The sequence below is a fragment of the Hoylesella nanceiensis DSM 19126 = JCM 15639 genome (assembly GCF_000379965.1).
GTDB classification, from domain to species: Bacteria; Bacteroidota; Bacteroidia; order Bacteroidales; family Bacteroidaceae; genus Prevotella; species Prevotella nanceiensis.
In genome coordinates this window covers 56,151-69,511 of sequence record NZ_KB904332.1, presented here as the reverse complement: position 1 = coordinate 69,511, position 13,361 = coordinate 56,151, and the positions used below count along the sequence as shown (strand labels likewise).

Below are 13,361 nucleotides of genomic sequence, written 5' to 3'. Positions count from 1 at the left end.
GAAAAGTGTTGACTATCAAGATGGAGTAGTGTAGAAAGGGCTTAAAGAAGGATTGTATATAAAACAGATTGCAAGAGAAGTTAGGTATGAAGAAAATTTGGATAACAATGATCGTAGGGCTTATTATGGCGTCATGTGGAGGCAGTTCGTCTGGAAATGACCCTATTCCTACGCCCCCAACTCCTACCAATGAAGATATAAAAGTGACAGATAACGACCTTGTTAGCTATTTTAATCTCGATAAAACAAAGTATGTTTATCAGGCAATTGAATCGCTAACAGCGCAAACAAGTGCAAAGACTGTTAATGGAAAGGCCCTCGAAGTGCTTTCAACCTCTATTCAAGAGCGTAACGATAGCGAAGGAACTTTTAAAGTTTTAGTATCGGGAAAGGTTCAAAACAAACCATTTTCGCACACCATCACTTATGCAGGTTTCGCAAAGAAACCATCAGATTATGATATGTCGCACCGCCTTTCTGTTAAGTGGAAAAATGGGGTTGACTATCAAACACAATTCGATTTCGATACACTTTATCGTTTAAAGAAAAACGAAAAGTACACAGCTGAATACCTTTCACAATTTGTAGACTTCACGGTTTTAGAGCAAAACTCACAAAATGTTTATAAGTACACTGCCGACGACCTTGCAAAATTGCAGATAAGTAATTTTGAGTTTAAAAGTGGTAGAAGTACTGGTACACTTACATTTGTGGTTACTTACAATGGGAATAAGGGCTATGTTGGTTCTGGAGTCTATGCTCAACCCACTTTGTCTTTCGATAAAAATGCTTATTATGCATCGAAGCTACAATTGAAAAAAGAAGTAGCTGCAGAGTATTATATGCGTGGTGTTTACGAAAATGCAGCTGTGTTCTATGCTGGTTTCTTTGATTATGATAACAATATTTATGCTCCAATCCTTAAATCAGTAAACAAAAGCGATTCTCAAAACACACTTTCTGTAACCATAGAGCTACAAGATAAAAGTGGTAATGAGAATGTTTTAGCAGAGTTTACCGAAGAAGTTGAAGGCTTTAAACCATTGAGTTTGCTTGCAACAGAGTTGGGATTATCTACAACAGCCGACCTTGGTGCTTATATGGGAAAACGTTTTCGCTCTTCTGCTGATGGCGATTTACTTGCAAAAGTGAAGGCTCTTCCAATTCAAAACTGGATTAAAAATGTGCATTTTAGCTTGAAAAAGTCTTATGGTTACTTAGACTTAGAAAGAGAAGAGGTGCGTATGAGTAATGGAAATTATCTCTCTCCAGTGTGGAAAGCAGCATCTAATAGAGGTTCAGACCTTGATGCTTACTTCTTAGAACCACGTTTTGAGGTGATAGAAGCAAAGAAAGAAGGTATATGGTTGAATCTTAAAGTGAAATTATTACAAGTAAATGAGGTGGCACTTAGTGATGTTGTATTGCCATTAAGAATACATCTTATTGATAGTAACTAAATAAAAATACTCTCTTTGGTTTTCTGTTTGAACTTTTATTCATTGCTGTTTTGAGAAAAATAATCAATAAAGAATAATTCAAACAATAGAGAACTAAAGATTATTTCCTTTCTCTCTTAATCAGAACAACTGCATCTCTTTTGTATAAAGAAATCGCAGTTGTTTTTCTTTTGTAAATAGTTTGACTTCTAACTACTTACGCATGGTGTAGCAATAGTATTGTTATTGCTTTTCAAAAGCATAGCTTTTAGCGTGTAATGTCAATGCTTTTGCGCTCTAAAAACATAGCTTTTGCCGAGCAGTTGCGGTGTGCTTAAATGCAAGAGGAATGAACAAAAAGCAGAAAAATAATAAAAAATATTTGTGAGATTAAAAACAATGTATTACCTTTGCAACGCTTTTAACGGCTAATGGCGGGATAGCTCAGCTGGTTAGAGCGCATGATTCATAATCATGAGGTCACCGGTTCAATCCCGGTTCCCGCTACAACGCAAACAAAACGCTTAAGATTTATTTCTTAGGCGTTTTTCTTTTTATATCCATTTTTAGCATCTTTTACCCTCGCTTAGGTACTACTTATCGTTTTTTATAAGTAGTTTTGTCCCCAGTAATTTTACTTTTGTTGCCCTTGAAAATAATTCATTCTAATCGGATAACACAATAAAAGCCAAAAAATAGATGTCTAACTTGTTGAGAATTGAACAAGTTGGGTTTGTTTATTGTAATGTTCGTGTGGTGGAGAATAATTGTAGGTGCAGATTTAACAACTTAAAAAACAAGATGGAACTATGAAAAATTTTAAATTAGTTGCCTTTACTTTAATGGCGTTTGTTGCATGCTTTTTATCAGCATGCGATGCTTTAGACTTTAAAGAAAAACTTTCTGTGAATAAAGATGTGATCGACTTTGGAACCGAAGGCGGGATAGATGCCTTACTTGCACGAAGTAATGAGTTAGACGTTGTGCACATAAGAGTTATTGAGCGTGCAACAAATAAGGCGGTGATAGATACTGCTTTGGTGAAAGGACAGAAGATAAAAGAGCTTGTTGTAGATGGAAAAACATTCTGTAAGCTATCTTATAACAATGTGTATGTTTCGAAAATGGTGTTCGATTGGTGCACTTTTGATGAAAGAATGCCCAATAAAAATGGCTGTCCTATGGGCTTTTCAATTGAAATGGCAAAGCCTAATCCGCAGAAATATATCATCGAATTGGGTTTAGCTGATAGAGAAAAGCCTTATTTCGTAAGCATAAAATAAAAGGAAAAGGTTCGCCTTGCTTTGATAATACGAATAAAAAAGATTGCTCTTTGATGTGTAGAAATATGCAACAAAGGGCAATTTTCTTGTAGATATGTAGTCTTCTTCCTGTCTGTTTAAAATGTTGTTGCGATGCACTTCAATATCGATGAACATAGAAAACTTGAGTGTGTGGAAGTGAAAAAAAAGATAAAGCACGACGAATGTCGTTTTTTTATACTAAATTTGTAGCCTATTATAGGCTTTGAATAAAGCAATAGTAAGTGTAATGTTTAGAATAAAGAAACTAGATATATTTATTGTCAAGCAATTTGGAATGCTTTTTATTGGTACATTCTTTATTTGTCAGTTTGTACTAATGATGCAATTCCTATGGCGTTATATTGACGATTTGATAGGAAAGGGCCTTACCATGGACGTGCTTGCACAGTTCTTTTGGTACATGGGCTTGATGCTCGTTCCACAAGCGTTGCCCCTTGCCATCTTGTTATCATCGCTTATTACCTATGGAAACTTAGGTGAAAGCAGTGAGCTAACAGCTATTAAGGCAGCGGGTATATCGCTCATGCAATCGTTTAGAGGTCTTATCGTCATTACAATCATGATTGCTTTTGCCTCATTTTATTTCCAAAACAATATCGGTCCTACTGCCAATTTGAAACTAGCTCAGCTGATATTGTCGATGAGAGATAAGAGTCCTGAAACCCAAATACCTGTGGGTGTGTTCTATGATGGTATTCCTAACAGCAACATCTATGTGCAAAAGAAAGATAATGAAACAGGAAAGCTATATGGAATCATGATTTATCGTATGACGGGAAGTTATGAAGACCAAGCCATTATCTTAGCCGACTCGGGTATGTTGCAGTCTACTGCCGACAGAAAACACCTTCTTTTGTCGCTTTGGAGCGGTGAATGGTTCGAGAATATGCAATCTCAAGAGTTCACAAACACAGCGGCAGTGCCTTATCGTCGTGAAACTTTTGTGGATAAAAAGATCATTATTCCTTTTGATGATGGATTTAACTTGACCGACGCTTCTTTGTTAAGTGGAAGTGCAAAGAGCAAGAGTATGGGTGCTATTTGGCATTCGTTAGACTCGTTGAACCACTATTACGACAGCGTAGGAAATGTGAACTTTAAAGAATTGTCGTATTTGTACAATCCTGTAAAAGTAAAAACGAGCCGTGACTCGTTGCGATTAGAAACCAAGCGAGCATCGTTAAAACAGACATTCGACGTAGAAACAGATTATAGTAAATTGTCGAGCGCACAGAAACAACAAGCTGTGAGCAGTGCAATTGCCAACATACAAAGAGACATTAGTGAGTTAGACTATCGTAGTATGCTGACCGTTGATGGCGATGTGGCAATACGTTTCCACTGGATAGAAGCTTATAACAAAATAACATTGGCACTATCTTGCTTGCTCTTCTTCTTTATTGGTGCCCCACTGGGAGCCATTATCCGAAAAGGAGGCTTAGGTATTCCGATCATTGTATCGGTGTTGGTGTTCATTACTTACTATATATTAGATAACTCGGGCTATCGAATGGCTCGTGAAGGTATATGGGCAATATGGTTTGGAAAGACCCTTGCAATGATGGTATTGACGCCTATTGCAGTGTTTGTGACCTACAAAGCCAATAACGACTCTGTGGTATTCAATATGGATGCCTATCGAGTGTTCTTTACAAAGCTATTGGGCTTGCGCCTAAAACGCCACCTTGCTTTGAAAGAAGTGGTGATTTATCCACCTCATTACGAAGAATCTAAAGAGAAACTAAGATATTTAGACGGTTTGTTTGACGACTATTTGAAAAGAAAGAAATTGCTCCGTCTGCCCAATCCTATTAAAGTGTTCTTTAAATACCAAGACGATCACGAAATTGAACGATTGAGTGAGCAATTGGAAGAGGTTGTGCAAGACTTAGCAAATACCCGTAGTTCGAGAATAATCGCTTATCTAAATCAGCTTCCAATATTGTCGGCAAAGGCTCATACACGTCCTTTTGATAGAAAGAGATACAACGTGTTGGCAGCTATTTGTTTCCCTCTTGGAATTATTCTTTATATTAGAATGTGGCGATTTAGATTGCGATTGGCAAACGACATCAAAAAACTGATAGTGACAAACAAGCTAATTGTAGACGAAATAGATAATATTCAACAAAAATAAAACGTAAAGGAACATAATTATAATATGGAAAAAGAAGAATTTAAGATAAGCAGTATAGAAGAAGCCATAAAAGACTTTAAAGAAGGAAAGTTTGTTATTGTGGTGGATGATGAAGACCGTGAAAATGAAGGTGACTTGATTATTGCTGCAGAAATGATAACACCTGAAAAGGTGAACTTTATGTTGAAAAACGCAAGAGGATTGCTTTGTGTGCCCATTACAATGGAACGTTGCAAAGAACTTGACCTTCCTCGCCAAGTAAATGATAATACTTCGATGCTTGGAACTCCATTTACTGTAACTGTAGATAAGTTAGAAGGCTGCTCAACAGGTGTGTCGGCAAGCGACAGAGCGGCAACAATTAAAGCTTTAGCAGATCCTAACTCAACTCCAGAAACATTCGGACGACCAGGTCATATCAATCCTTTATATGCTCAAGAAAATGGCGTTTTGCGCAGAAGTGGACACACTGAAGCTGCTATCGACCTATGTAATATTGCTGGTTTGTATCCTGCTGGAGCACTAATGGAAATCATGAACGAAGATGGTACCATGGCAAGAATGCCAGACTTGATTAAGATGGCACAAGAATGGGATCTGAAAATCATTACCATTAAAGACCTTATTGCTTATCGCTTGAAGGAAGAATCGGCTATTGAAGTGGGTGTAAAAGCTGATATGCCAACAGAATATGGACACTTTAGCATCATTCCTTTCCGCCAAAAAACAAACGGGGTGGAGCATCTTGCCTTAGTGAAAGGTGAGTGGAAAGAAGATGAACCTGTTTTGGTTCGTGTGCACTCGTCATGTGCTACTGGCGACATCTTGGGCAGTCAGCGTTGCGATTGTGGCGAACAGCTACACAAAGCAATGCAAATGATTGAGAAAGAAGGCAAAGGTGTGATTATTTATATCCAACAAGAGGGTAGAGGTATAGGCCTAATGAACAAGATGGCGGCTTATAAACTACAAGAAGAAGGAATGGATACTGTTGAGGCTAACGTTCACTTAGGATTCAAACCCGACGAAAGAGATTATGGCTATGGAGCGCAAATGTTGCGTCACTTAGGAATACATAAAATGCGCTTGATAACCAATAATCCTACTAAACGAGTTGGTTTGGAGGCTTATGGACTTGAAATCGTAGAGAATGTGCCAATTGAAATTGCTCCAACCAAATACGACTACAAGTATTTGAAGACCAAAAAAGACCGTATGGGTCACACTCTTTCATTAGAATAAGAGAAAAAGGGGCATAAGACACTCGTCTTATATCAATGCCCTTATATATAAATAGGTGAAGAGGAAAAGTGGCTTCTTTGCACTATTCAAAGATATGCAGTTTGCTTTAGAGAATAATTCTCTTGCAAATTGCATATTTTTGTCTTGCAAAAACTTAAAAGTTTTACCTTTTATCTTAAATAACAAATTATTTTATTATTTTTGTTGCGGTATTAATTTATAATCTTAAAATAATGACACAATTATCAGAATGTTTAAAAAGACTGTCTCCTTCGGCAACACTTGCCATGTCTCAAAAGAGTAATGAAATGAAAGCTAATGGCATTGATGTCATTAATATGAGTGTTGGCGAACCTGATTTTAATACCCCTGACCATATTAAAGAAGCAGCAAAGAAAGCGATAGACGATAACTTCTCTCGCTATTCTCCTGTTCCTGGTTATGTAGATCTTCGTAAAGCAATTGTTGAAAAGCTAAGAAACGAAAATCATTTAGAATATGGCGTTACTGACATTTCTGTATCAAACGGGGCAAAACAGTGTGTGTGTAATGCAGTTCTTGCATTGGTGAACCCAGGTGAAGAGGTTATTATTCCTGCTCCATATTGGGTGAGCTATCCTGAAATGGTTGAGATTGCAGGCGGAAAGTCGGTGTATATTGCTACTGATCTTTCAACAAACTTCAAAATCACTCCAGAACAATTAGAAAATGCTATTACTGAGAAAACACGTATGTTGATATTGTGTTCTCCAAGTAATCCAACAGGTTCGGTTTATTCTAAAGATGAACTCGAAGCTTTAGCAGAGGTGATTAAGAAACACGAAAACCTTTATGTTGTGTCTGATGAGATATATGAACACATTAGTTATATAGGCAATCACGAATCAATTGCGCAGTTCCCTGGAATGAGAGAACGCACAATTATTATTAATGGTGTGTCGAAAGCTTATGCAATGACTGGTTGGAGAATTGGTTTCTTGGCTGCTCCTGAATGGATAGCAAAAGGCTGTAACAAGCTACAAGGACAATATACAAGTGGTCCTTGCTCTGTTAGTCAAAAGGCTGCAGAGGCTGCTTACACTGGAAGTCAACAATGCGTAGAAGATATGCGCTTGGTTTTCGAACGCAGAAGAAATCTAATTGTAAAGCTTGCAAAAGATATTCCAGGATTAGAAGTGAATGTTCCTGAAGGCGCATTCTATCTTTTCCCTAAGTGTTCTTCATTCTTTGGAAAGGAATATGGCAAATATAAAATCTCTAATTCGACCGACTTTGCTATGTACTTGCTTGAAGAAGGACATGTGGCAACAGTGAGCGGAGATGCCTTTGGAGCTCCTGATTATTTCAGAATGAGCTACGCAACAGATGATAAAACAATAACCGAAGCTCTTAATAGAATAAAGGTGGCTTTGGCTAAGCTACAATAGTAAAATAGAAAAACGGTGGCAAAAAAGAAGAAAGAACGGAGAAATATATCGTAATGCCGTTAAAACTTCTTAATGACCGCTGTGTTTCTGCATAAAATAATTATCTTTGCGTTATTCTTTGGACGGACTAAGTTTGATTAATGTCAATAAAACATCCGTCTTAAGAAAAATATAAATGACGAATAATAACAATTAAAATTATTAATAACTAAAGTAACTCAAAAATTATGGCAACAACAAAACAAGCAGCCAGCCCAAAGAAATCACAGGGCTTTCAAGGAATCAGAGCAGCGTTCTGGGTGATCGTTGTATGTTTCATTATTGCAGTATGTATTTTCAAGTTTGTATTGGGTAACCCAGACAACTTCGTTAATAACGATCCTACTGCAGCAGTAAAAGAAGGTAACATCCTAGGTTTGATGTACAAAGGTGGATTTATCGTACCTATCATCCAAGGTTTATTGCTTACTGTATTAGCTCTTTCTGTTGAGCGTTGGTTGGCTCTTAACACAGCTTTTGGTAAGGGTTCTCTTTCTAAATTCGTTGCAAACATCAAAGCAGCGTTGAATGCAAACGACTTCGCTAAAGCACAAGACCTTTGCAACAAACAAAAAGGTTCTGTAGCTAACGTTGTTTCTGCATCTTTGAATGCTTACAAAGAAATGGAAAACTCTAAAGGTTTAAAACTAAGCCAAAAGGTTTCTAAGATTCAACAAGCTCACGAAGAAGCAACTCAATTGGAAATGCCTACATTACAAATGAACCTTCCAATTATCGCTTCTATCGTAACATTGGGTACACTTACCGGTCTTCTTGGTACCGTTATCGGTATGATCCGTTCGTTCGCAGCGCTTGCAGCTGGTGGTGGTGGTGACTCTTTGGCTTTGTCAGAAGGTATTTCTGAAGCGTTGGTTAACACTGCGTCTGGTATCGCAACATCTTGGTTTGCTGTTGTTTCTTACAACACTTTCACAAACAAGATTGATAAGTTGACATACGCTCTTGATGAGGTTGGTTATTCTATTGCTCAGACATTTGAAGCTAACCACACAGAAGAAGCTTAATTTTTGCTAACCCTTTAACACATTTATCATTATGGGTAAAGTAAAAATTAAAAAGCAATCCACTTGGATCGACATGACTCCGATGTCGGACGTGATGGTGCTTTTGCTTACATTCTTTATGTTGACATCAACATTCGTAAAGAATGAACCAGTGAAAGTGCTTACGCCTAACTCGGTTTCTGAGATCAAAGTACCTGAGAAAGATGTTCTAAACATTCTTGTTGATAAGCAAGGTAAAGTGTTTATGAGCATGGACAACCAACTTCAGGTTGCTGAAGTACTCTCAGATATGACAGGTACATTCGGTGTGTCTCTTACTGGTAAACAGCAAGAGAAGTTCCAGAAAGATCCTATGTGGGGTGTTCCAATGGACAAACTTAGCGCTTATCTAAATCTTGATGAAGCAGATATGGCTAAGGAAATCAGTGGACAAGGTATCCCTACAGATAGTATTGATGGCAAAATGAGTGAATTCCAACTTTGGGTTAAGTCTGCAAAGAATGTCAATAAAGACATTAAACTTGCGATTAAAGCTGACGAAGGAACTCCTTATAAAGTCATCAAGAAGGTGATGTCTGAACTTCAAGACATGCAAGAGAATCGTTACTATCTTATAACTTCATTAAAAACACAGGAGGATTAACAATGGACGTAGATTTAAGCGAAGGCAAAGGTGGCAAGCAGAAAAAGATGAGCACCCGTGTAGACTTTACACCGATGGTGGACATGATGATGCTTTTGATCACTTTCTTTATGGTCTGTACGTCATTGGCAAAACCCCAATCAATGGAGTTAAGTATGCCTAGTAACGACAAGAATGTGAATGACGCAGACAAATCTGTAAGTAAGGAATCTTACACAATTACATTATATCTAGCTAAAGATAACAAGCTTTATTATATTAAAGGTATTCCAAAGTATGATGATCCTTCATGTTTAAAGCTAACAGACTGGAGCAAAGATGGTATTCGTAAGGTGTTAAGAACTCACGTTACAGAAGATGGAACACAACCTGTATTGCAGGTTTTAACAGCCAAAGAAGCTCTTGATAAGAAGCGTTTAGCTGACCCAAAGAAATATACCGATTCTATTTATAATGCAGAATTAGGTAAGATTAAGGCCGGAGAGATTGATGGTGGTAAGATTTCTACAATGACAATCGTTATCAAATCAACCGACGACGCTAAATACAAGAACATGGTTGATGCTCTAGATGAGATGCAAATTAACGGCATAGGTAAGTACGTTATCGATAAGTTAAGTGATAAGGATCTTCAATTATTGAAGAAAGCCAATATTCAATAATTAATCGGTACATGTAATTAACAATTTAAAACTGAAAACAAATGTCAAAAATAGATTTAGTTTCAGGTGAATGGACCGACTTGGTGTTCGAAGGTAAGAACCAGGCTTATGGTGCTTATCAGTTGCGTAAAGGCACAACTAAACGTAACATCATCTCTATTATTGCCGTTATTATTCTTGCTATTCTCATATTTGCTGGTTTAGCATTGAAGAAGATGGCAGACGAAAGAGCTGCAAAATTCGATGTCACAGAAGTGAACCAACTTTCACAATTGAACCAACCTAAAGAAGAAGCTAAGGTTGAACAAAAGGTAAAACCAAAAGTTCAAGAGCAAGAACAGGTTGTTGAGAAAGTGAAATCTTCTATTAAGTTCACCCCTCCTGTGATCAAGAAGGACGCAGAAGTTAAGCCTGAAGAAGAAATAAAGACGCAGAACGAGTTGATGAATACTAAGACTGCGATTGGTTCTTTCAATGTGAAAGGTAACGACGAAGATGGTGGTACTGTGCTAAAAGCCAAAGAAGTGATTGCACAACCAGAACCTCCTAAGCACGTAGAAGAAAACAAGGTGTTTGATATCGTAGAACAAATGCCTTCATTCCCAGGTGGACCTGCAGAGTTAATGAAGTGGCTTGGTAGCCATGTTCAATATCCTGCAATCGCTCAAGAGAATGGTGTTCAAGGACGTGTTATCGTTGCTTTCGTTGTAGAAAAAGACGGATCAGTTACAGACGTTACAGTAGTTCGCTCTGTAGACCCATCACTTGATAAAGAAGCAGCACGTGTTGTACGTCAAATGCCTAAGTGGATACCAGGTAAACAAAATGGTGCCGCTGTACGTGTTAAGTACAATGTGCCTGTAACATTCAAGTTACAATAATACAGAAATATAAGGGCAAAGGTTTAATTCCTTTGTCCTTATTTCTTTTTTTTATACTTTTTTGTTTCCCATTTTTGGAAACAACTCCCGCTTGATACTTTTCCTTTTTATTTGAAAATCTTCGATATTGGTATAGTCCTATACTTCATTCTTATATCAGAGAATAATGGAAATTAGAAAAGAGACGGAGTATTTTCTGTTCTTTTACCACTCTTTTCCCATATTCTATTGTTGTTCTTATTATTCATTTATGCTTGAATTGATAACGAGAGCATTGTGGAATAGAAAAAAGAGGGGACGTTCCTTTTATCTTTAAATGCCAGAAACCAGCCTAAGTTATGACTTCTTTTTAATCTGAATTTTATATTTTATAAGTTATAAAACATAAAAAGCTAATAAATTATTGCGTCTTTACGCAAAAAGCATTAATTTCGCATAATAAAACAGCATATAAAACTACTTGTAACCCAAATTGTTATAGTGCTTAAACCCTTTTAAAAGCGTTGTCATAGGGCTACAAGCACGTTTCATTCGGTATAAAACAGACACAAATAAACGGCAAACAAGATATGAACAAAAATATATTTATCCTTACACTTTTCGGTCTTGCGCTACCCATTGCAATGTTTTCGGCAGATAGCAAGAGTCATACAACGGCAGAACCTCAGCATGATGTAATGCAATGGGCATATTCTTTGGTGGCGTATAATTGTGAGAATAAGTCAGAACAGAGTGCCCTTTATACTGTGAAACCCCTGAATATGCAGTCTGAATATCAGTTGGTTACACAGCACGGTAAAGAGAAAAATACTAATGTAGATGATGAACTTCCCTCATTTCCTGGTGGTGATGCCAAGCTAAGGGAGTGGATTAAAAAGAATATGAAATACCCTTCTTATGCTAAAAAGAATGGAATAGAAGGACAGGTGCTTGTTGTTTTCATTGTTGAAAAAGACGGTTCAATTTCAAATGCAGAAGTTAGTTGGGGAGTAGACCCAAGTCTTGATCAAGAAGCATTACGAATTGTGAATAAAATGCCAAAGTGGAAGCCAGGCACGCAAAATGGAGTTGCAATGCGAGTGAAATATCGTTTGCCCATAACATTTACGCTGAAAAAAATAGACTATTAATGAGAAATCTCAATAACGCCAGTTTTCCTTGCTTCCCATTATGAAAGAGGAGCGATGGGACAGGGTTAGAAATATCTTTCAGCGTCAATATAAAAGAGATATACAAAATAAAATCCATTTATGAAGAGAATAAATTATAGCCTTATTTTAACCAGTGTTGCTTTGATAATGCTTTTATTTTCTTGCGGTGATAGTGAGAGAGAAGATGCAACATCAACCGCTAACAGCAATACAGAATCTGCAGAAACAAGAGCTGAAAAGTCACTCTCTAAAAAGGAGTTCACTGGAAAAGTGTATGAAATTGTAGAGCAAATGCCTGAATATCCTGGTGGACTCACAGCGTTAATGAATTATCTACGTGTGAATATTCGCTATCCTGCAGCCGCTCAAAAAGCTGGTATTGAAGGGCGAGTTATCGTTTCTTTCATAGTAGAACCAAATGGTTCCGTTTCGAATGTAGAAATTGTGCGTAGTGTAGATACTGATCTCGACCAAGAAGCGTTGCGTGTTGTGCGTCAAATGCTAAAGTGGAAGCCAGGTAAGCAAGATGGAAACGCAGTTCGTGTTAAGTTTCATTTGCCAATAAAGTTTATGCTGGAATAGTAGAATACGAACGAGAAATATCCATACTTCAACCCTTGTTGCTTCCCATTATGATCAATTAGCGATAGAACAGAGTAAGAAACATCTCTCATCATCAATGTAAAAGCAATAATATAAAATAAAGTCCATTTATGAAAAGAATAAATTACACCCTTGTTCTTATTGGCCTTGCTTTGACAACGCTCTTGTTTTTCAGTAGTATGAAGAAGATAGACGACATTAAAGATAAGTTTGATGAACCAGAGCAAGTAGAGAATGGTGTAATAAGTGGCGATTCTTTGGCTCATGCAAGTGAGACAGAAAAGACAATGCCTACAGTTAAAAGCACTACCAAAACAGGTAAGATAACAGCCGAAAGATCAGCTCCTAAGAAGGTGTTTAAAGGAAAGGTGTATGATCTTGTAGACGAAATGCCTTCTTTTCCTGGTGGACTAGAAGAACTATATAAATGGATTGATAATAATGTTCAATATCCTGCGGTTGCTCGGGAAAATGGTATAGAGGGCCGTGTTATACTTAAGTTTATTGTAGAAAAAGATGGATCACTTAGTGATTCCACCGTTATTCATTCAGTACATCCAATGGTTGATAGAGAAGCATTGCGCCTTGTAGGTCAAATGCCAAAGTGGAATCCTGGCAAAAGAGCAGGAATACCAGTTCGAGTAAGATATTGTTTACCCATAAAGTTTAAACTAGGAGAGAGTAAACCTAGCGAAAAGAAATAAATGAAAGGGTATTTATTCTAGATCTTCCCCTTGTAAGGAGCGCTCAAGAAAAAGACAAGTGATTGTATCCTAAATATATAACA

General features: G+C 37.3%; 12 protein-coding genes and 1 tRNA gene. All 13 read left to right on the top strand.

Annotated features, from left to right (window positions below):
- The first annotated feature begins 86 nt into the window (after positions 1-86).
- Complete coding sequence (locus A3GM_RS0108125; RefSeq protein ID WP_025829935.1) at positions 87-1,460, top strand: lipoprotein 17-related variable surface protein; 1,374 nt, start codon at positions 87-89, stop codon at positions 1,458-1,460.
- Between the two features lie 412 nt (positions 1,461-1,872).
- Positions 1,873-1,946: transfer RNA gene (locus tag A3GM_RS0108120), tRNA-Met, on the top strand.
- Between the two features lie 302 nt (positions 1,947-2,248).
- Positions 2,249-2,722, top strand: a complete 474-nt coding sequence (locus A3GM_RS0108115) for a hypothetical protein (RefSeq protein WP_018362885.1) — start codon at positions 2,249-2,251, stop codon at positions 2,720-2,722.
- Between the two features lie 268 nt (positions 2,723-2,990).
- Entirely contained in the window at positions 2,991-4,901 is a 1,911-nt protein-coding gene (locus tag A3GM_RS0108110) for an LptF/LptG family permease (protein WP_018362884.1), read from the top strand.
- Between the two features lie 24 nt (positions 4,902-4,925).
- Positions 4,926-6,143, top strand: coding sequence for a bifunctional 3,4-dihydroxy-2-butanone-4-phosphate synthase/GTP cyclohydrolase II (locus A3GM_RS0108105; protein ID WP_018362883.1), 1,218 nt, complete (start codon positions 4,926-4,928; stop codon positions 6,141-6,143).
- A 233-nt stretch (positions 6,144-6,376) separates the two neighbouring features.
- Positions 6,377-7,570: a pyridoxal phosphate-dependent aminotransferase gene (locus A3GM_RS0108095; protein WP_018362881.1), complete on the top strand. Its 1,194-nt coding sequence runs from the start codon at positions 6,377-6,379 to the stop codon at positions 7,568-7,570.
- 227 nt (positions 7,571-7,797) lie between these two features.
- Positions 7,798-8,634, top strand: a complete 837-nt coding sequence (locus A3GM_RS0108090) for a MotA/TolQ/ExbB proton channel family protein (RefSeq protein ID WP_018362880.1) — start codon at positions 7,798-7,800, stop codon at positions 8,632-8,634.
- Positions 8,635-8,665: 31 nt separating this feature from the next.
- Positions 8,666-9,277 (top strand): ExbD/TolR family protein, encoded by a 612-nt coding sequence (locus A3GM_RS0108085; RefSeq protein ID WP_025829933.1) that lies wholly within the window; start codon positions 8,666-8,668, stop codon positions 9,275-9,277.
- A 2-nt stretch (positions 9,278-9,279) separates the two neighbouring features.
- Entirely contained in the window at positions 9,280-9,939 is a 660-nt protein-coding gene (locus A3GM_RS0108080; protein ID WP_018362878.1) for an ExbD/TolR family protein, read from the top strand.
- A 41-nt stretch (positions 9,940-9,980) separates the two neighbouring features.
- The gene (locus A3GM_RS0108075; RefSeq protein ID WP_018362877.1) at positions 9,981-10,820 is read left to right on the top strand and encodes an energy transducer TonB; all 840 of its coding nucleotides are present in this window, start codon (positions 9,981-9,983) and stop codon (positions 10,818-10,820) included.
- Positions 10,821-11,389: 569 nt separating this feature from the next.
- A complete protein-coding gene (locus tag A3GM_RS0108070) occupies positions 11,390-11,950 on the top strand; it encodes an energy transducer TonB (RefSeq protein WP_018362876.1) in 561 nt (186 codons plus the stop codon).
- Positions 11,951-12,070: 120 nt separating this feature from the next.
- On the top strand, positions 12,071-12,553 hold the full coding sequence (locus tag A3GM_RS0108065; RefSeq protein WP_018362875.1) for an energy transducer TonB: 483 nt from the start codon (positions 12,071-12,073) through the stop codon (positions 12,551-12,553).
- 131 nt (positions 12,554-12,684) lie between these two features.
- The gene (locus tag A3GM_RS0108060; RefSeq protein ID WP_018362874.1) at positions 12,685-13,278 is read left to right on the top strand and encodes an energy transducer TonB; all 594 of its coding nucleotides are present in this window, start codon (positions 12,685-12,687) and stop codon (positions 13,276-13,278) included.
- Positions 13,279-13,361 lie beyond the last annotated feature (83 nt).

Excerpts from the sequence above, each read along its gene's own strand:
- A3GM_RS0108095 (WP_018362881.1), top strand. The coding sequence starts at position 6,377 with ATGACACAATTATCAGAATGTTTAAAAAGACTGTCTCCTTCGGCAACA.
- A3GM_RS0108085 (WP_025829933.1), top strand. The coding sequence starts at position 8,666 with ATGGGTAAAGTAAAAATTAAAAAGCAATCCACTTGGATCGACATGACT.
- A3GM_RS0108080 (WP_018362878.1), top strand. The coding sequence starts at position 9,280 with ATGGACGTAGATTTAAGCGAAGGCAAAGGTGGCAAGCAGAAAAAGATG.
- A3GM_RS0108125 (WP_025829935.1), top strand. The coding sequence starts at position 87 with ATGAAGAAAATTTGGATAACAATGATCGTAGGGCTTATTATGGCGTCA.
- A3GM_RS0108070 (WP_018362876.1), top strand. The coding sequence starts at position 11,390 with ATGAACAAAAATATATTTATCCTTACACTTTTCGGTCTTGCGCTACCC.
- A3GM_RS0108090 (WP_018362880.1), top strand. The coding sequence starts at position 7,798 with ATGGCAACAACAAAACAAGCAGCCAGCCCAAAGAAATCACAGGGCTTT.
- A3GM_RS0108075 (WP_018362877.1), top strand. The coding sequence starts at position 9,981 with ATGTCAAAAATAGATTTAGTTTCAGGTGAATGGACCGACTTGGTGTTC.
- A3GM_RS0108105 (WP_018362883.1), top strand. The coding sequence starts at position 4,926 with ATGGAAAAAGAAGAATTTAAGATAAGCAGTATAGAAGAAGCCATAAAA.
- A3GM_RS0108065 (WP_018362875.1), top strand. The coding sequence starts at position 12,071 with ATGAAGAGAATAAATTATAGCCTTATTTTAACCAGTGTTGCTTTGATA.
- A3GM_RS0108115 (WP_018362885.1), top strand. The coding sequence starts at position 2,249 with ATGAAAAATTTTAAATTAGTTGCCTTTACTTTAATGGCGTTTGTTGCA.
- A3GM_RS0108110 (WP_018362884.1), top strand. The coding sequence starts at position 2,991 with ATGTTTAGAATAAAGAAACTAGATATATTTATTGTCAAGCAATTTGGA.
- A3GM_RS0108060 (WP_018362874.1), top strand. The coding sequence starts at position 12,685 with ATGAAAAGAATAAATTACACCCTTGTTCTTATTGGCCTTGCTTTGACA.